At 47.1% G+C, this 18,651-nt stretch carries 18 protein-coding genes; 12 read left to right on the forward strand and 6 right to left on the reverse strand.

Features of this window, described 5'->3' with window-relative positions:
• Positions 1–328 precede the first annotated feature (328 nt).
• The gene (locus ACJJIW_RS13505) at positions 329–1,222 is read left to right on the forward strand and encodes a hypothetical protein (RefSeq protein ID WP_444935445.1); all 894 of its coding nucleotides are present in this window, start codon (positions 329–331) and stop codon (positions 1,220–1,222) included.
• A gap of 229 nt (positions 1,223–1,451) precedes the next feature.
• On the opposite strand, the gene ACJJIW_RS13510 is transcribed toward ACJJIW_RS13505, so the two are convergent.
• Positions 1,452–2,393 carry an IS1595 family transposase gene (locus ACJJIW_RS13510; protein WP_444935446.1) on the reverse strand — a complete coding sequence of 314 codons (942 nt, stop codon included), beginning with the start codon at positions 2,391–2,393 and terminating at the stop codon, positions 1,452–1,454.
• 326 nt (positions 2,394–2,719) lie between these two features.
• On the opposite strand from ACJJIW_RS13510, the gene ACJJIW_RS13515 reads away from it, so the two are divergent.
• From ACJJIW_RS13515 to ACJJIW_RS13530, 4 genes are read left to right on the forward strand one after another with little or no spacing between them, the layout of a single operon-like run.
• A complete protein-coding gene (locus tag ACJJIW_RS13515; RefSeq protein WP_444935447.1) occupies positions 2,720–3,334 on the forward strand; it encodes a hypothetical protein in 615 nt (204 codons plus the stop codon).
• Between the two features lie 23 nt (positions 3,335–3,357).
• A complete protein-coding gene (locus ACJJIW_RS13520) occupies positions 3,358–4,041 on the forward strand; it encodes an ABC transporter ATP-binding protein (protein ID WP_444935448.1) in 684 nt (227 codons plus the stop codon).
• Positions 4,029–5,243, forward strand: coding sequence for an ABC transporter permease (locus tag ACJJIW_RS13525; protein ID WP_444935449.1), 1,215 nt, complete (start codon positions 4,029–4,031; stop codon positions 5,241–5,243). The genes ACJJIW_RS13520 and ACJJIW_RS13525 overlap by 13 nt, the downstream gene beginning before the upstream one ends.
• Positions 5,236–6,021 carry an outer membrane lipoprotein-sorting protein gene (locus ACJJIW_RS13530; RefSeq protein WP_444935450.1) on the forward strand — a complete coding sequence of 262 codons (786 nt, stop codon included), beginning with the start codon at positions 5,236–5,238 and terminating at the stop codon, positions 6,019–6,021. Before ACJJIW_RS13525 ends, ACJJIW_RS13530 begins: the two co-directional genes overlap by 8 nt.
• A 66-nt stretch (positions 6,022–6,087) precedes the next feature.
• On the opposite strand, the gene ACJJIW_RS13535 is transcribed toward ACJJIW_RS13530, so the two are convergent.
• A complete protein-coding gene (locus ACJJIW_RS13535) occupies positions 6,088–7,092 on the reverse strand; it encodes a tRNA dihydrouridine synthase (protein ID WP_444935451.1) in 1,005 nt (334 codons plus the stop codon).
• A gap of 565 nt (positions 7,093–7,657) precedes the next feature.
• On the opposite strand from ACJJIW_RS13535, the gene ACJJIW_RS13540 reads away from it, so the two are divergent.
• The 4 genes from ACJJIW_RS13540 (at position 7,658) to ACJJIW_RS13555 (ending at position 11,761) form a co-directional block, all read left to right on the forward strand.
• Positions 7,658–7,894 (forward strand): OadG family protein, encoded by a 237-nt coding sequence (locus ACJJIW_RS13540; RefSeq protein WP_444935452.1) that lies wholly within the window; start codon positions 7,658–7,660, stop codon positions 7,892–7,894.
• Positions 7,895–7,947: 53 nt separating this feature from the next.
• Positions 7,948–9,738, forward strand: a complete 1,791-nt coding sequence (gene oadA, locus ACJJIW_RS13545; protein WP_444935453.1) for a sodium-extruding oxaloacetate decarboxylase subunit alpha — start codon at positions 7,948–7,950, stop codon at positions 9,736–9,738.
• Positions 9,739–9,757: 19 nt separating this feature from the next.
• Positions 9,758–11,074 (forward strand): sodium ion-translocating decarboxylase subunit beta, encoded by a 1,317-nt coding sequence (locus tag ACJJIW_RS13550; protein ID WP_282933579.1) that lies wholly within the window; start codon positions 9,758–9,760, stop codon positions 11,072–11,074.
• Between the two features lie 240 nt (positions 11,075–11,314).
• Positions 11,315–11,761: a hypothetical protein gene (locus ACJJIW_RS13555; protein ID WP_444894434.1), complete on the forward strand. Its 447-nt coding sequence runs from the start codon at positions 11,315–11,317 to the stop codon at positions 11,759–11,761.
• A gap of 81 nt (positions 11,762–11,842) precedes the next feature.
• Here the strand turns inward: ACJJIW_RS13555 and ACJJIW_RS13560 are convergent, their stop codons facing one another.
• Together ACJJIW_RS13560 and ACJJIW_RS13565 are read right to left on the reverse strand one after the other, a co-directional pair.
• Positions 11,843–12,505, reverse strand: coding sequence for a type 1 glutamine amidotransferase (locus tag ACJJIW_RS13560; RefSeq protein WP_444894433.1), 663 nt, complete (start codon positions 12,503–12,505; stop codon positions 11,843–11,845).
• Entirely contained in the window at positions 12,506–13,048 is a 543-nt protein-coding gene (locus tag ACJJIW_RS13565; protein ID WP_444935454.1) for a hypothetical protein, read from the reverse strand. It abuts the gene before it with no gap.
• A gap of 199 nt (positions 13,049–13,247) precedes the next feature.
• Between ACJJIW_RS13565 and ACJJIW_RS13570 the strand changes: the two genes are divergently transcribed.
• Positions 13,248–14,129 carry a LysR family transcriptional regulator gene (locus tag ACJJIW_RS13570; protein ID WP_444935455.1) on the forward strand — a complete coding sequence of 294 codons (882 nt, stop codon included), beginning with the start codon at positions 13,248–13,250 and terminating at the stop codon, positions 14,127–14,129.
• Here the strand turns inward: ACJJIW_RS13570 and atzF are convergent.
• Together atzF and ACJJIW_RS13580 are read right to left on the reverse strand one after the other, a co-directional pair.
• Positions 14,126–15,943 carry an allophanate hydrolase gene (atzF, locus tag ACJJIW_RS13575; protein WP_444935456.1) on the reverse strand — a complete coding sequence of 606 codons (1,818 nt, stop codon included), beginning with the start codon at positions 15,941–15,943 and terminating at the stop codon, positions 14,126–14,128. The genes ACJJIW_RS13570 and atzF overlap by 4 nt on opposite strands.
• Positions 15,944–16,346: 403 nt before the next feature.
• On the reverse strand, positions 16,347–16,952 hold the full coding sequence (locus ACJJIW_RS13580; RefSeq protein WP_444935457.1) for a hypothetical protein: 606 nt from the start codon (positions 16,950–16,952) through the stop codon (positions 16,347–16,349).
• Positions 16,953–17,188: 236 nt separating this feature from the next.
• On the opposite strand from ACJJIW_RS13580, the gene djlA reads away from it, so the two are divergent.
• Together djlA and ACJJIW_RS13590 are read left to right on the forward strand one after the other, a co-directional pair.
• Positions 17,189–17,974, forward strand: coding sequence for a co-chaperone DjlA (gene djlA, locus ACJJIW_RS13585; protein ID WP_444894428.1), 786 nt, complete (start codon positions 17,189–17,191; stop codon positions 17,972–17,974).
• A 46-nt stretch (positions 17,975–18,020) separates the two neighbouring features.
• The gene (locus ACJJIW_RS13590; RefSeq protein ID WP_282933570.1) at positions 18,021–18,329 is read left to right on the forward strand and encodes a BolA family protein; all 309 of its coding nucleotides are present in this window, start codon (positions 18,021–18,023) and stop codon (positions 18,327–18,329) included.
• Positions 18,330–18,651: the final 322 nt, after the last annotated feature.

The raw sequence follows: 18,651 nt of genomic DNA on the forward strand, positions 1-18,651 counted from the left end.
GCAATAGTCCGCTTGAATGAATGATATAGGTTTTTCGGTGTAGATAACACTTCAGGCCTCCGGATCCGACGGGGGTTTTTACTTAAAAATCAGACCTGTACTCTTACATTTTTATTAAGAAATATTGGTGCTTCTCAATAAGAAGTTTGATTTTGGGGCTGCTGTGCCAATTATTTATAATTTGTGAGGCTTTACCTTACCCATTTGTGGTTGTGCTACCGGAGCCTACTTAGCTTTGGTGTTAAAGTTCTAGTGGAAATTCAATAGTATTTACCACAGTGCAGATGCTTGTGCACTAATTTTTATATCTGCTAATAATGGATCTATTATGCTAAACAGTCTCAATTTGGCTTCTTACGCTATCTCTGTTGATGGTATTGAGGACTTAATTGAAGTTAAAGCGCCTTACTTTGCACTAGAGTCTTTACACTTTGATGTTGATGGTTGGCTGATTTCAAAGGTACCGATTCAATGTAAAAGTACTTTTGAAAAGACTTTGATGGATGTATCTGAAATAGGTAGGCACTTAGCCATTTTAGGGTCATGTTTTGGAGCATTGGCGAACCCTGTGAAGTCCAGGCATTACTACTTGGCTTGTAAAGCTGACCTTACAACCTTTGATAATTTTGTGTCAGATGAGCGTCCTGAGTTTCTCTATGCGAGAACTAAAGCAGTATTCACTAACAAAAGAGAGCTGGTTGCTGAGGCTGAGTTGTTTGATACTGTAGGTGAGGTTGCGGCTAGACTTGAAGTTACATACCACGTAATGAAGGAGAAATCCTTCCACAGAATCTACAGCGGAAGTATTCAGGATATATCCCCTTCTATTGAGGGTGTTAACCCTTACGAGAAAAGTATTGATGTAAAAGTCCTCATGGTTAATGACCAAACTTTAAATGCAACAATCGGTCGGGTGACACCTGAAATGTGTCTAGGACATTTCGATAAGGTGAAAGCGTTACCCGTAGCAATTGCCGCTCAGTGCTTGTTGAAGTCATGCTGCCTATTTTTAAGGAATCTACTAGGTGAGGATGAGGCAAAATTTGTCCTGACGTCAACAGAGTTGCGAGCAGCTAATCTGGCTTTAGCTGGCCAGGAGGTGGATATTCATGTTTCCCTTGATGGTATTGAAGGTGACACCTATATTGTCCGCAGTATTGCTAAAAACAATCTTGGAGAGGCGGTAGGCGAAGCGGTTAGCTACATTAAAAAAGCTATTTAGTCTTCTATTCCATATACTTCAATATGTCGGTATGAGATGTATTCATCTTATACTGACAATGCTTTCCACAGAATCTATATATCAGCCAAAATCCTGCCTAAGAATAGTGATAAGTCAATATTTTTCGCTATGAAGCTGTAAAACTGTATGTCCTTTCAGTATCTTCCCTAATCCGTACCAGTTTTTGAAAGGAGAAGATACGCTTCACATAGAGTCACCTAATTACCACTCATGCTAAGCCAATTTTTAGTAACCTTTCCGGCATCGGCGGCGTCCGAAGAGAGACGTAAACCAGTCTTGGAATGAGTGCCGATAAATCAAACCTCCGATTAAAGCGATATTGAAATTCTGCCAAATAGCGCTGTGCATATTTCGGCCTAATAGAATGGTAAGTACTACGCAGTGCACTCTTTAAATTACCAAGTACCGTATTTACCCAATAGAACTCAGGCTCTTCAACAGAAGCTCTGCCACCACCACAAACAATTTTGTCATGCACACAACCGGCCTCCTTAATGGCATTGAAGCATGGAAGACCATCTGAGATGACTGTGCTGCCACTACAAAGGGATTTTTTACTCCAGGTTGAAATTTCACTGCTTTTGAAGCCCTTGATAATTGAGAGCTTAATACGGGTTGGATGTCCCTCCTTGGTTGTTTCAACGGCAGCTACAAAGGGAGTTTTACCCTTGGCTCCGCGCCCCGGTTTGCATCCAGTACGCTCACCACCGAGATAGGCATCATCTAGTTCAATAAAACCGGATAGTTTGTATCGCTGGTCTCGCTCCATCATCACTTGCATGAGTTTCTGCTTCATGCGCCATGCTGCGTTGTAAGAGATGCCCAGATGTCGAGATAGCTCCATACAGGAAATACCCTTCTTATCCTGTGTAATCAGGAAGATACCGAGAAACCAGGTGGTAAGGGGGAGCTTCGTAGAGTCAAAAATCGTACGGGAGGTAATCGATGTCTGACGTCGACACCGGTTACATTGCTTAAGCTTGCGATAAGCGAGGTCGCAATGCTTGTCATGTCCGCAGTGAGGACAACTAAAGCCATTGGGCCAACGCCATCGCGACAGCGCATCGAAGCACTGTTCCTCGCTGCCGTACATTTTGAGGAATTGGATCAAACTAATCCCCTTCTGAAACTGTACCTTGTTGCGAGCCATGCTGTATTCCCTTGCAGATCAACGAGATATCTGTATTTATATACAGTTAAGATTGACTTAGCAAGAGTGGTAATTAGGTAGAGTCATGTGGAGTGTGGATGCTGACTAGGAGCACGAAGGAATCTAGTTACTGTGTATTTCGGGATGGTGTATTCGCTCTTAATTTCCAGCAGTACCCTCAATTAAAGTTGTAGATCCACTTCTATTTAGCCATTCAGCATTGCTTATTCCCGCCTATCGCACCTGGTGACTGTTTATCGCATCTTAAAGATCATTAGTCATGCTTCGGTTAGCCTGCTCCCAACTTGAATACAGGGAGAGACGTAATGAAAAATTTGATAGCAGCACTGATTGTTAATTTGGGAGCAAGTACCTCCTCCTTTGCCGCAGTTGATGCGCAAATGGAAGACTTATACCAAAAAGCCACAAAGGCGGGCGGTACGGCAGTGATGGCGTCTTATAAGGCTTTCAAACTGGCGCAAAAAGAAGATCCGTCTGATCCTATTGCACTCTTTTATCTGGGGGCCAGTGAAACACTAATGGCAAAAGAAAGCTGGTTTCCCTGGAGAAAGGTCAGTTATGCAGAGAATGGAATTGCCCGTATGGATAAGGCGCTCACCATAATTGAAGAAATGGATAACCCTGGCCGTTCCTCTCAGGGGATGCCTCAAGACTTGCTGCTTAAAGGCATTGCCGCAACAACTTTTACTAAAGTTCCAAAGTTCTTTAATTCTTTTGACCGTGGGTTTGAACTTTATCATGAGTTGATGGGTGATCCACGCATGGGATATATGCCTCCAGACGCTACTCGCTGGATTTACTGTGGCGCATTGCAGGCTGCAGAGCTTGAGGGTGACAAGGAGTTAGTGAATTTATGGGGAGTAAAGGCTGAGAGTCATGGCATATCAAATCCATGTGGTGATGTTAAAAAATCTGACTAATAGTGCGAACAGGTAGTGAATCTATGTTACAGCTCACTCATATTGAAAAGACTTACACTTCCGGTGAGGTTCAACTTCGGGCCCTAAAAGATGTGAATCTGGATATTCGAGCAGGCACTATGGTAGCTCTGTGCGGACCATCGGGGTCTGGTAAAAGTACCTTGTTAAATATTTGCGGGCTACTGGATCATGATTACAGCGGAGAAGTCTGCTTTGCCGGTGAGGTGTTGGGGAAAAGCCATCGGCAATCAATGAAGATCCGTCGTACCCAGTTGGGTTTTGTATTCCAAAAGTTTAATTTGGTTCCGGTAATGACAGCCTTTGAGAATGTAGCCTTTCCACTTCTTTTGAATGGAATCAAAGAAGGTGAAGTAAGGCGGCGTGTAATGGGCATGTTGGATCATGTCGGGCTGTCCCAGTTTTCCAACTACAGGCCAGATCGACTTTCAGGTGGACAACAGCAGAGAGTAGCAATCGCTCGAGCACTGGTGCATCAGCCCAAACTGGTAATTGCCGATGAACCTACGGCCAGCTTGGATAGTGTTACCGCACAACAAATTATTGAGTTAATGAAAAATTTAGGAATGGAGCAAAAAACAGCTTTTATTGTTGCCAGTCATGATGATCGAATGACTCGTCATTGCGATAGAGTTGTTGAGCTGAAAGATGGTGTAATTCTGCAGGAGAGTGCTTTATGCGTCGCTTAAAAGTCGCGGTTTTAAATTTATTGCGCAATCGTCGCAGAAGCTTTCTTGCCGTTGCCATTATCTCCATTGTGGTAACGGCCTTGATGACCTCCGGAGGTTTTGGCCTCTTTACATATCAATCCCTTAAAGAGAGCGCGGCGCGTAGTGAGGGGCATTTGGTGCTAACACAGTCGGGATATTTCTCTTCTGATGAGGACTTCCCTCTTCAGCTTGGTTTAGATAATGCCAATAAATTACGTAGGAACTTGTTGGTTGAGGAAAATGTGAAGGCTGTGCAGCCTAGAGTTTATCTGCAAGGATTAATTTCCAATGGTGATAAATCCTCTATTTTTTTAGGGCAGGGGATATTGCCAAGTGAATTTCGGGTGAAGGGGCCTTTTCTAAATGTCACTGAGGGCAGTATTTTATCAAACCGTGAAGATATCAGTGATCCTGAGATTATGCTGGGTAAGGATCTCGCAAGAAATCTTAATGTAAGGCCAGGGGATTATATTACTTTAATGTCCTCTACCATTCATGGGGCTCTCAATGCAATGGATTTTAAGGTTAGGGGAGTTTTCGGGACTGGTGTTCCAGATATGGATAAGCGTCAAGTATATATTTCTGTTCAGGCTGCGCAGTTCCTTTTAGATAGTGATAGGGTCTCAACCATGGCAATCTATGGCTACAGCCTTGATAAGACAGCGAGCTTACAGGAAAAACTGCGGGAGTTAGTTCCTGAGCTGGAAATTACAACTTGGGAGGATCGTGCCTTTTTCTATCAGGGAGTGAAGAATCTTTATGATCGAATTTTTGGGTTGATGGGAATCATTATGGCACTGGTTATCTTTGTCTCGCTTTTCAATACGCTGGCAATGTCGGTAACAGAGAGAACACGGGAAATAGGTACCTTGTCCGCATTGGGTGCATCCAAAGTGGAATTGATAACAGGGTTTATATTGGAGGCTTTAGTACTTGCGGTAGTGGGTTCTTTAGCCGGTGTTATTTTGGCTGGTCTGATAAGCGCTGGATTGATGATGTTTGACATTACTATGCCGCCACCTCCGGGAAAAACAACGGGATATCCTTTGACTGTTTATTTCTCTATTAACTTGGCTTGGATGATTTCGGTTGCAATAGCTGCGATATGTGTTTTTTCATCTTTCCTTGCGGCGCGGAAAGGTGTCAATAAACCGATTACCGAGGCATTGGTCCATGTATAAATTAAGATTAGGTAAAGTTAGCTTGGCGATTGGTTTGTTGTTGATGTTCTCTCCCTTTGTTTCAGCTGGGACTGAGGATAAGGAAAGTCATTTTTCCGCTGTACAGGTTGAAAGCATGTTGGCCAAAGCCGATTCCTATCGTCTTGGAGAGTCATCTTCAAAAGTTGTCACCAACATCCAGGTTTTTAAACAGGGAGAGTTAGAAAGCGAAGATCGCTACCATGTTTATACTCGCCCTGAGAGAAAATCATTGGTGGTATTTAAAGGTGTTGGTGAAGAGGGGCAAAAAATGCTGATGCTGCAGGATAACTACTGGCTATTGATGCCCCGCAGCCGCCGCCCTATCCGCATTACACCGATGCAAAGATTGCTGGGGGAGGCTTCAATTGGTGATATAGCCACTTTGACTTGGAGCCAGGACTATCGGGGTCAATTCGAAGCAAGTGAAATTCTAAAGGGTAAATTGACCTACAAACTTCAGCTGGAGGCAAAAACCAAAGGAGCCAGCTATCAAAAGATAACATTGTGGCTTGATAGTGAGAGTCTCTTCCCAATCCAAGCGGAGCTTTACTTGAAATCTGGGAAGTTGGCTAAGGTTGCGCATTTTGTATCAGGGATAAAGGATGAAGAGCTGTTTGTGGAGGAGATGGTTTTGGTTGATAGCATCAAAGCTACCACTGAAACCAGAGTTCACTACGAAAGTAGCACTGCGCATCAGTTAGCGGAAAAATTTTACAATCCGGCTTACTTGAGTCGACAGTCAAAAATGGATCTGTGAGAGTGGATCTGAGCGGGTAACTGCCTCTGCCAGTATCAATTCCGATACTGGCAGAGGTGCGGAAAATTAGGCTGCCTCAATTGATGCTATTTGAATTTTCCGCTCTTCGGAAAAAGCTCTATCAAGCTCTTCTGCCTCCCTGAGACGTTTTATTTTATCAAAGAACAATTGGGCTTCAGGAAAAGCCAATTTCAAGTAAGCGAGCCATTGCTTAATACGATTGCCCAGATACTTGGAAGGGTAAACTTCTCGGGTGGTTTGATAGTAACCCCAAAGAATTTCGATAATCTCTTGCCAGCCCATTGCTGTATAGCTCTCACCTGAGCAGTAGGCTTTTATCTGCTTGCCCAAATCTGGCCTGGCTAGCAGGCTGCGACCAAACATAAATGCTTCGCATCCGGTTACTTCACGGCAGCGTTGAAATTCCTCAAGTGTCCAGATATCCCCGTTGGCAATGACTGGGACTTCGAGGTTTTGGCGAATTTCACCGATGTATTCCCAGTAGGCTGGGGGTTTATAGCCATCGACTTTGGAGCGAGCGTGTACTGCCAGTTCATTTGCGCCGCCAGCTGCTGCGGCCTGGGCGTTATCCATATAGCTAGAGCGATCATTAAAGCCCAGTCGGATTTTTGCGGTGACCGGGATGTTTTCCGGGACAGCACGGCGAACGGCTCCTACAATAGCTTCCACTCTGTGAGGGCTTTGCAATAGGCAGGCGCCACCGTCGCTATTATTTACTGATTTTGCAGGGCAGCCGAAGTTGAGATCAATTGCTGTAGCACCGAACTCAACTGCTTTTACTGCATTAATTGCCATTGCATTAGGGTTGCCGCCTAACAGCTGTAACCGAACTGGAATCCCGCTTGGGGTCTTGGCACCTTTGTCGACCTCTGGGCACAAGCGGGTGAATACTCTGCGAGGCAAGCGAGTATTAGTGACACGAACAAACTCTGTAACACAGATATCGACCCCTCCAATGGCGGAGAGCAGGGCACGCACGTGATGGTCGATTACCCCCTCCATTGGTGCCTGGTAAATCGTAGGTTCTGGGGTAGGTGTCTTGTCGGTCATAAGTCAGTTGAGAGGTAAATCATAAATCTAAAGGCGCATATTCTATCAGCAAGTTATTGTAATGGCGCAAAAACGATCATTCTTCAGTATATAAAAGTAGGAGAAATAAACTCAGCCTATTGATGTTTCGCACCAAAATTGGGCGTGGCAATTTAGACCCCTCCGTTGCCCCTGAAACCAATAAGTGTTTGATTTTAAAAGCAACTTGTATTGATAATAGAAAAATATCAGCATTTTGGAACTAACGAATTTTTTCCTGTGTGCCCGCTCTTTTTGGGGGAGGACCAGGTGCAGCGGCGGTTGAAATTACCGGTCTAGGGAATAAGATTCCGATGTGCAGAAATTTGGGACGGCTGGGCTAAGTGAGATTTTCCCGGGCAAGTTTATTGGTTGTACGACATAAATTTGTTTAATTGTGAGCGAAGATTTTACATATGCACAAAATATCAATTGGGGTGTTTCAGCTGTCCTGAATAAATAGGTACGTAAATTCATAGTGTTACGGGGACAGATGAAACCGTCCGGAATGGCTGGTTTTATTGCCTGGTGCCAGGGGGAATAAACAGTGCAAGAAACACTTTTGCAACAGGGGCTAGATATCACCCTGTTTGGTATGGGAATTGTTTTTACTTTTCTGCTATTGCTGGTGATCGGTACCGGTATTATGTCGAGAATCATCTCCCGCTATTTTCCCGAAGCGGAGCCCGTATCCCACACGCCTTCCCCAACCGCAGGGAATGATAAGGCCCATTTACATGCGGTGATTAAAGCGGCGATCGAACAGCATCGCAAAAGACGCTAACCACCAATCGCTTCCAAACAATTTCCAATAATTTCTGCCGAGAGAGATAACCCATGACTGAGGTTAAAAAGCCATTGGGGATTACCGATGTAGTCCTGCGCGATGCCCACCAGTCACTGTTCGCTACCCGACTGCGACTGGACGATATGCTGCCGATTGCTGAGAAGCTCGATAAAGTTGGCTTCTGGTCTCTGGAGTCCTGGGGGGGTGCCACTTTCGATTCCTGCATTCGCTATCTCGGCGAAGATCCCTGGGAGCGTATTCGCGAACTGAAGAAAGCTATGCCGAATACGCCCCAACAGATGCTGTTCAGGGGACAGAATATTCTCGGCTACCGCCACTATGCGGATGACGTGGTTGAGAAGTTTGTAGAGCGCGCTGCAGTCAATGGGGTAGACGTGTTCCGCGTGTTCGACGCGATGAACGATATGCGCAACCTGAAAACCGCACTGGCTGCGGTGAAGAAACAAGAGAAGCACGCTCAGGGCACCATCTCCTATACCGTGAGCCCAGTACACACCATGGACTTGTGGGTGGATCTGGGGCGCCAGATTGAGGATATGGGAGCGGATTCCATCGCGATCAAGGACATGGCCGGTCTGCTGCGCCCCTATGAGGGCTACGAGCTGGTGAAACGTTTGAAGGCCGCCGTGGACATCCCCATCCATATGCAGTGCCACGCTACTACTGGTTTATCTACGGCTACCGCTCTCAAGTGTATTGAGGCGGGTATCGACAACGTGGACACCGCGATCAGCTCTATGTCCATGACCTATGGTCACAGCCCAACCGAAGCGTTGGTGGCCATTTTGGAAGGCACTGAGCGGGACACTGGGCTGGATATTAACCTGCTGGAAGAAATCGCGGCCTACTTCCGTAACGTCCGCAAGAAGTACGCGAAGTTTGAGGGTTCCTTGAAAGGCGTGGATTCCCGCATCCTGGTGGCCCAGGTACCCGGTGGCATGCTCACCAATATGGAAAACCAGCTGCGCGAACAGGGTGCCGGGGATCGCCTGGATGATGTACTCGAGGAAATCCCCCGGGTGCGTGAAGACCTGGGCTGTATCCCGCTGGTTACTCCCACGTCACAGATTGTGGGCACCCAGGCGGTACTCAATGTTCTGACTGGAGAGCGTTACAAGTCGATCTCTAAAGAGACTGCCGCCGTCTTGAAAGGCGAATACGGTGCGACACCTGCTGAAGTTAGCCAGGAGCTGCAGGTCCGGGTCCTGGATGGAGCGAATCCGGTTACCTGCCGCCCGGCGGACCTGTTGGCACCAGAGTTGGACAAGTTAACCCTGGAGCTTCAAGAGAAAGCGGGTGAACAAGATGTGGCCCTGACCGATGGTGCGGGGGAGATCGACGATGTGCTTACCTATGCACTCTTCCCGCAGATTGGTCTGAAGTTCCTGAAGAACCGTGGCAATCCAGAAGCTTTTGAGCCAGTACCTACCGGTAATGAAGGTGCTGCAGTCAAGAACGACAAAGGTGAAGAAGTTTACACCGTGACTGTAGAGGGACAGAGCTACACCGTCACTGTGGCTGATGGTGGCGACTTAACCAATATTGCCCCAGTGTCTGGTGCTGCTCCAGCACCTGCAGCTAGTGCACCTTCCGTGCCTGCTACCGGAGGTGAGCCTGTTAATGCGCCTCTCGCTGGAAATATCTTCAAAGTAATGGTGAAGCCTGGGGATCAGGTGAGCGAAGGCCAGGCGGTGTTAGTACTGGAAGCGATGAAGATGGAAACTGTGGTGAGTGCCCCTCGTGCCGGTAACGTCGCCAGTGTGGCAGTAAAAGAAGGCGATTCAGTGGCGGTGGGTGATGCCCTGCTGTCTATTGCATAGCCAAAGGTAGGAGTCACACGTGGATAATCTGATTACTCTTTGGCATTCCTCCGGTGTCGCGCAGATGGCATCGGGCCAGTTCATTATGATTTTGGTGGGCCTGGGCCTGCTGTTTTTGGCCATTCGCAAAAACTTTGAGCCCCTGCTTTTGGTACCTATCGGTTTCGGCGGGATCCTGGCCAATATTCCCGGCGCTGATTTGGCACTCTCAGCCGCAGAGACAGCCCTTACCCAGGGAGATGGAGCTGTTTTGGCGCAAATGGCCCAGATCCTGGGCCTTGATAGTACTTCAGCTTTACCCGCGCTAAAGGAAGCTCTGGCCAGTGCGCCGGCAGCCGTGCAGGTACAAGCAGCTGAGTTTGCCCGGGATGCCGGTTTCAATAACGGTATGTTGTATAACTTCTATTCCGTAGCTATTGCTTCCGGCATTGCACCGTTGGTGATTTTTATGGGCGTAGGGGCTATGACCGACTTTGGTCCGTTACTAGCCAATCCGCGCACCTTGTTCCTCGGTGCAGCGGCCCAGTTTGGGATCTTTGCCACGGTGCTCGGTGCTGTGGGTCTCTCGGTAGCGGGAATCATGGACTTCTCAATCGCCGATGCCGCTGCGATCGGTATTATCGGTGGAGCAGATGGCCCTACAGCTATCTATGTTTCCAGCCTATTGGCCCCGGACCTGTTGGGGGCTATTGCTGTAGCGGCTTATTCGTATATGGCGCTAGTGCCTATGATTCAGCCGCCGATTATGCGAGCCCTGACCACTGAGCAGGAACGCAAAATTGAAATGGTGCAATTGCGCCATGTGAGCAAGCGGGAAAAAATTGCCTTCCCGATGTTGCTGCTGATTTTGGTGGCCCTGTTCCTGCCGGCTGCTGCACCGCTATTGGGTATGTTCTGCTTTGGTAACCTGATGCGTGAGTGCGGAGTCGTTTCCCGGTTGTCGGACACTGCTCAGAACGCGCTGATCAATATCACCACTATTTTCCTGGGACTTTCCGTTGGTTCGAAATTGGCGGCAGACAAATTCCTAGACCCTAAAACCCTGGGTATTTTGGCTTTGGGTATTGTGGCGTTTGCGATCGGCACTGCGGCTGGCGTGTTGATGGCTAAGTTGATCAATGTATTCAGCAAGCACAAGATTAATCCATTGATTGGTTCTGCCGGTGTTTCTGCCGTACCTATGGCCGCGCGGGTGTCCAACAAAGTGGGGCTCGAATCCAATCCTCACAACTTCCTGCTGATGCACGCAATGGGCCCCAACGTAGCTGGTGTTATCGGTTCTGCGGTGGCTGCGGGTGTGATGATCAGTATGGTGCGGAGCCTTACTGGGGGTTAGTTGGGGGCCGTTGAATTTCAAAAAAGGGCGAACTTTGTTCGCCCTTTTTTATGGCTGCAGGAAAAGGCTGAAATAGTGTTGTCTTTAATTGAGGCTTTGCTGGCCTTTTGTGCGCTTTAAATGTAGGGGTTCGATGGTTGGCTATTGTCAATCGACGGGGTTCATTTTGAGTTAAGGTTGATTGCGCTATATTCATCATCAAGTTTTAGTTGAAATAGAAATTTACTCGGAAGTAAGTTTATGCGCAGCCTGCCATTTATTATTTTTTTTACACTTCTCTCCTCCACCGTTTTTGCTCACGATAATCATCAAACTGCAGAAGAGGTCCGCCAGCTAAAGAAAGAGGTGATTAAGCTCCGTAAAGAGGTGCATGCTGATCATAAGCAGAGTGTTGGAGCTGAAAGTGTCCGTGATCTAGAGAAGGAGGTGGTCAGGTTGCGGAAAAATGTCCACCAACTACAGGATTTGATTCTTGAATTACAGGCGACTATCGAAGCTCAACCTCACATAGTGCAGTCGGCTCCGGTAGCGGAGCGCCCTAAGTGGGTTTGCTATATGAAGGATGCCAGAGCTGGCGGAATGCATGCAAATGGTTTTAGCCGTGTAGAGGCGAAAGGAAAACTGCTTGAAACCTGTACCCAGCGCGGTGGTATTTGCTTTGAGAGCGGAATCAAATGCTCTGAGTGAGGAAGCCATTTGATTCTGAGTCATAGGAGAGTGGCGGTTAAAAGAGATTGCCACTTTCCATTTATTTTAAACTTCTTTTCCTCACCCAATACCATCAAAGTTAAGGCTGCTTGACTTTAAGAAGTGAGCGTCAAGCATCTTAAATAATGAGTTGCGCCCTTTTTGGTGCAGCTCTTCAGGGGAACCATGGACTTTATAGTATTCAGGGAATAATTGGGCGATATCTTCACTTGACCACTCTAGGTGAAACTGTAAGCCCAGCACTTTTTTGTCGAACAAAAAAGCTTGATGAGGGCATAAGTTGGACTCAGCCAGGCATCTTGCGCCCTCTGGGATAGCAAAGTAATAGCTATGTGCCTGGAATACCGTGTGTAAATTTAAATCCAGCTGAGTAGAAGATCTTATAGGTAGCCAGCCCATCTCTTCGTGGGGGAGTTGTTGTATCTCTGCACCTAATGCATAAGCAAGAATCTGTGCCCCTAGGCAGATGCCTAATATTGGAATAGGTTGTTCAATGCGGCTTTTTACCCAGGCAATTTCCTCGGCAAGCCAGGGCAGGTTTTTATGCTCGCAAACATCCATTAATCCGCCTAATAGAATAATGCCGCGAAAGCCGTTTTGAGGAAGTGGTGACTCCTGTGGTTTAATGATAGTAAGCGGTATTTGATTCTCTACAGCCCAGTCATAAATATACCCAGGGCCCTCTTTTTCTTCATGTTGAATAACCAGAATTGGCTTGCTCATTTATTGGAAATCCTGGCTTTCAAAATACAGCTCTTCTTTAAAGTGAATTCCCGCTGCAGTTAGATTCTCCGGCCAATTGCTCTCTGAGAGTGGATTGGTGCTGCCGCTGTAAATTTCATTGGGTTTAGCTTCGTTAGTATTAACTAACAGTACTTGGTCGAAGCTGGGGGTGGATCCAATTTTATGTACAAGCAAAGTGAAGTTTCTATGGGGTATTAGTTGATAATGCCCATTTTCTGTTCGGGAAAGGGGGGTATCCATTAGTCGAGAAGTCACTCGGAAAGTAACAGCCCGCAAAGCAAGTTTTCCACCTCGTTCAAAGTGCCCTGTAAATATTTGGGCGTTAAAAGTATTGATTTCTCCCTCGCGTAATTTGCGCAAAGAAAGCTTCTCCGGAAGTAGTGTGACCAACTCGTTTCGCTTGAGAAGATTTTGTACTTCTTCCTGGTCTTTGGTCTCCAACACCAAAATAACTTGATGGTTGTGTTTTCCGCCATGTAGCGGCATGTGAGTGGCAATGACTTGCCCATCGACGGTAAACATGGCCATTCCATGAGTTCCGATCGAATTGTCTTCCTGTGCTAACGATGGCTGGGCAGCGCACAAGCTTGTACTGATTATCAATGCTAAAAAGAGAAGAATATGTTTCATCGATTTTGTGTCGCTATAACCTTGGATACAGAGGATTCTAAGCGTACATTAGTGATCAATCGATTCTGAAATAGAGACAATTGATTCCATTATGGAAATAGAGGCACTTGAGAAGTTTCTCATTATTGCGGCGACGGAGAACCTGCAACGCTCTGCAGACAGGCTGGATACCAGCCCGGGTGCATTGAGTAAAACCCTGAAGCGCCTGGAGACTGAGCTGGCTACTCGACTGTTTGATCGAGTCGGCAAGCAACTGAAAATCAATGACGCAGGCCGCAGACTGCAAAGTCGGGCGGTTGAAATGGTGGCGATTGCCAGAAGGGTTCGCTCAGAGGTTGGTGAACTAGGGGGAAACCAGGAGTGCCGGATTGCTGCTCCAACCATGTTGCAACTGGCCTGGGGTGCGTTCATTCAGCGAAAATTCCTCGCCGAAGAAACCGCAGTACGGTTGTCATTTACCTCGGCCTATGAAGCCTTGGCATTGAAAATGTTATCCAGGGGGGAGGTGGACCTGGCCCTGATAACTGGGGCGGTGTTGGGGCAGGTTTCCTCCACGATGGAGGTTCTACCTTTGGGTTCACTCTCTATGTATATTGCCGCAGGACCTGATCACCCATTGATAGCGGAACCAGGCACGCAAGTGAAGGCTGCATTGTCAGATGTCCTGCAATACCCATTTGCCGCTCCGAGAATTTCTCCTTTCTGTGGTGAAGAGCGGGGGATAGGTAGCGATGGTTGGCCAGAAATAAATTATCCTCGTAAGGTGCAGGTCGTTGTAAATGACTATGGAGTTCTTTGCCAACTTGTACTAAATAGTGGGCTACTCGCTTTTTTACCTGAATCTCTCATAACTGAAATGGGTGGGGTGATCGTTAGGGTGGAGGATGGCCCTGTAAAATCTAGAGAAGAACTCTTTGTTGCGGGAAGGAAAGCGGACACCACTTGGTTAAGTAAATTCCCAGCTTGGGTTTAGTGCTTGGAGTTGAGCCAGTTAGGCCAGCTTCCATAGTGGGTGATATCGTTTGCCCCCTGGATGCCCCAGCTTTCACAAATAAATCCTGTCTCCCAGCTTCCATTGGCCAGCTCAACTTTTCCTATTCCAACTGGAGCGGGTATTGCAGCAACAAAACTGCCGAAATATTCAGCTGGTAACTGCCATATTTCTACCCGGATGGCTTGTCCCCCTCCGGATTCATCGCGAACCAGAGCGGGGCGCTCCCCCTCGGGGAGAACATAGAGTCGGTATTGGTGACTGGTTGTTGTTTCCTGAAATAACTGTCCTCCCCGCTCAGTGAGTTGCCAGTTGAGAGGTTGCCCTTCGAGATGTGCACCACATACTACAATTTTGATCAGCTTGTCCGGTGTAGCCAATTGGCAAGAGCTGCTGTCTTGGTTGGATATCTCTCCTGGACGTTTTCCTGTAGCAGCCAATGGGAGATTGCAGGTCTGGTGTAAACCATTAGCAAAACTCAGTAGGGACATATCGCAATATTTCTGGCTAAACAAAGTAACTCCCCAGCTAATTCCGGAACTAAGAAAGCCAACGGGCACTGCGGTCGCAGAATAGTCCAATAAGTTCATAAAATTTGTGTAAGTTCCGAGAATGGAGTTTCTTTGAATGGGTTGCTTGGATATTTGCTGGCGGGTGTAAGCAGTCGGTATAGTGGGAATAATGATAAAATCGACATTCTCCAGTGTTTTATCACAGATTCTTTTTAGTGCTTTTAGGCGATATTGTCCCAAGAAAGCATCAGCTGCAGTTTTTGTTTTCGCGGAGTTAATAACCTTCCGGATTACCTCTAGCATAGATGCCGGTTTTACGCCTTGAGTTGCAATCCAGCGCTCGGCTACCCAAGGACCTTCGTACAATAGCTTTGCGGCTTCTATAAAAGGGTTAAAGTCTACAGTTACAGCCTGTCCGCCCAGCGCTTTTAATTGTTTGATAGATTGATAAAAGAGTGCCTGGGTTTCCTTGTTCCCTTGAAAATCGAGTTGCTCAGGTATACCAAAAGAAAAGCTTACTTTATTATTAGAGAAATTTTCCTGGAAATACCGCAGCCTATTGAAAAATGGGGTGGTACGACTATAGATATCAGCCGAATCAAATTTCGCAGTAATATCAAGTAGCTTGGCGGCATCTCGACAGCTTAGAGCGAATATTGATACACAGTCGAGACTCTTACAGGCCGGGACAACCCCTGTAGTGCTCAGCAGTCCCCGAGTGGGTTTGTGGCCTATTAAATTATTGAGTGCTGCAGGTACCCGCCCGGAGCCAGCAGTATCAGTTCCCAAAGCAAAACTGACTTGCCCAAGTGCTGTGGCAATAGCTGATCCCGCACTACTCCCGCCAGAAATATACTCCTGGTTAAAAGAGTTTTTACCTTCTCCGTAAGGGGAGCGAACACCTACTAGGCCGGTGGCGAATTGATCGAGATTGGTTTTGCCGAGCGGCACGGCTCCTGATTTAATCAATAGCTTTACAACAAATGCGCTTTCGCGAGGGGTATAGCTAAAGTCTGGGCAGGCTGCTGTTGTGGGCACTCCAGCAAGATCAATATTATCCTTGATAGCAAAGGGCACTCCGTATAAAGGTAGATCGATGGGCCTTACTCGGTCCAATGTTTCTAGATAGGGCTCTAGCTCTTCTCTGGTTAATAAGGTGATCCAAGCGTTATAGTTGGCTTGCTGCTGTGCTTGTTTTAATAGGCTCGTAATGAGTTCACGCGGTGTTGTAATACCTTTCGAGTAGGTGTTTCTTAGATGGTCTAGCGTTAAATCGTGGGCCATAAAAGGGTTCCGAGAATAACTTCAACTAGGGAGCCTCTGAATAACTCCGTGATACCTCTGGCATGCAGAGCGGTTCACAATCAAGGCGCGGCTTCGCAGGAATGTCTAGACCTTTCAAGAAGTCGCAACGCGGAGTGTGAATCGCTCTGCACGCCCCGAAGGGCGGGCCTTGAAGGCCACAGCTGCTGCGTTGCAGCTCTTGCAAAGGGCTACGGCCATTCGCGGCGAGCTGCGCCTAACATCTGCAGCCTTCAAGACCCGCAGAGGCATTACGGAGTTATTCAGAGGCTCCCTAGATACCAGACTGTTATTTACTTCGATGTTTGTATTACTAAGATTATATTTTTTCAAGAATTATCATCTCACTGTAAACCGCATAACTTTAGATTTAGCAAATACATAATTAGTTTGATGCCCTCTCTGGTGGACAGGGTGTCCCTGCTGCAATCCAGCCTTTCATTGCTTCAATGAACTTGTCGTGGGGGATATTTACCGGCTGACGGCTGTCACCGGGGTGCCAGCCCCACAATACCAGTGGGCTGGTACTAACAAACTCCAGTTGACTGGTTGGTGCTCGCCCGCCGTTGTCCTGGGGAGTGGTTAGAAGTTTGCAGATTTGAGCTGAGGATTTTTGTGACCAGTTCAACTCAATAGGTGCCATGATCCACCCCGGAGCTCCAGGCGCACCGGTAACAGGGTTGTTTTTATTTGAATGGCAGTTATTGCAACGCATGGTACCTGCCCCCATATTATCTGGACCACGCTCCACCCTGGGAACATGGGGAGACCCTTCATTTATAAGCGGCATCTCCAGCTGGTGGCAATTGAGGCAGCGTGGGTTCAGAAGGACCTCTACGATAGTTTCCCAGTCCTGGTGCCCTGGAGTACTAGTGGCCTCCTCTTGCTGGGATGAACCTCGATGTTGATCGCAACCGGTTAACGTGAGGAGTGCTATGGCACACAAAGCCAATAGGGGGCGAAAGAGAGCTGTGTCTGGCCGCATTTTCATTCGGCTTGCCTTTAAGTTCGATTTTCACTCTCAAACATAATTGGGCCTGAGGACTAGTGATAGTTTCGAGATTGATTGCCGCGTCAAAAGATAGACCTGGCGGGTTCAGCTCTATTGAGCTGTGACCAGCAATTCATGCTTGGGGGTTAAGGCGCCGTAGTACGTGGTATGATAGGCGCGTTTTACTTGTTTGATTCTTATATAGCGGGCGCGACTTTTAGCGTCTAGGAGAGTGTATGTCCTGGTTAGGGGCGGGGTTAGGTGCAGGCTTTGGTTTTATGTTTGGCGGCCCAATTGGTGCGGCATTGGGAGCCTGGATCGGCAGTTCATTTGGTTCCAGTTTGCAGCAGCGCCTCGGGAAGGCTGCTTCGGCCCTGAGCAGGGATGGAGCCCAGACAATCTTCATCGTGACTCTATTTTCGATGTTGGCGAAAATGGCCAAGGCAGATGGCCTGGTTTCTAAAGCTGAAGTGGAGTTTATAGAGGGGTTTATTAGAAACAACCTCCGTCTGGGCACTGAAGAGCGCAAGCATGCAATCCGTATTTTTGAAAATGCCAAGACTGATAAGTACAGCATTTACGATTACGCAAAACAGTATCGCCAACTGGTTCGCGATCAAGCAATGCGGGAAATGGTGTATCGCCTATTATTTGCAGTTGCTTATGCCGATGGTGAATTACATAGCGCAGAAGAAGAGATTTTAAAACGCATCACTGTTGATCTAGGGTTGCATGAATCTTTATTTGCGGCAATGCAAAATGAGTTTGTGAACGGGGGGAGGAATACAGTTGCAAACCTGGAGCAGCATTACGCAGTGTTAGGTTGCACCCCGGAGACTAGCGATAAAGAACTTAAATTAGCTTATCGCCGAAAAGCAGCAGAGTATCATCCAGATAAAATTGCTTCCAAAGGGTTGCCTGAAGAGTTTATGCGTCACGCTGATGACCAGATGAAAAGTATTACTGTTGCCTATGAAGCGATTGTTGAGGCGAGAAAGCAACAGGCTAAGGTTGTCAGTTAGGTTCTGGAGAGCAGCCTTGCTGTATTGCAAATAAAGGAGTTGATAGATGAGTCTTGCTGAGACAATTAAAGATAAACTGACTGCGGAATTTTCACCTCAGCATATTGAAGTGCAATGTGAAAGTCATATGCACAATGTACCCGTTGGCTCTGAAATGCACTTTCGGGTCGTTTTGGTAAGTGAGGCGTTCAATTCTGCAAGGAAGGTACAGCGCCATCAAAAAGTCTATGCGGCTTTGTCTGAAGAAATGGCTGGCCCAATACATGCTCTGGCTCTGCACACTTACAGCCCGGAAGAGTGGGAGGGACAGGCCCCCCAGAGTCCTGAGTGCCAGGGTGGTGGAAAAAAGTCGTAATTTAGCGCTTTATTTAAAACAATTCAGACAGGTTCCAGTTCTGGGGCCTGTCGCGTTTTTCATGTAAATAGCCATCCAAAGATTTTCAGTTTCTTTTTGCGTCACGAAAGCCCTCATAAATTCTTACTGGTTGATAAGAATCAGTAGTGAATTGGCGTCTATTTTTTGTTTATAAATTTAGATCTCTTCATACCGCTCTTGCTCTGGTGGCCGCTAGAATTCCAAGAGGCGCCTATCCATTTTAAAAATCATACTTTGTTCGGGAAAACTAAACGCCAAAAAACGGTTTAAGTGCCAGAAAACAATAAATACTTTTTTACAC

The sequence above is a fragment of the Microbulbifer maximicatervae (SeqCode) genome, from assembly GCF_052467815.1.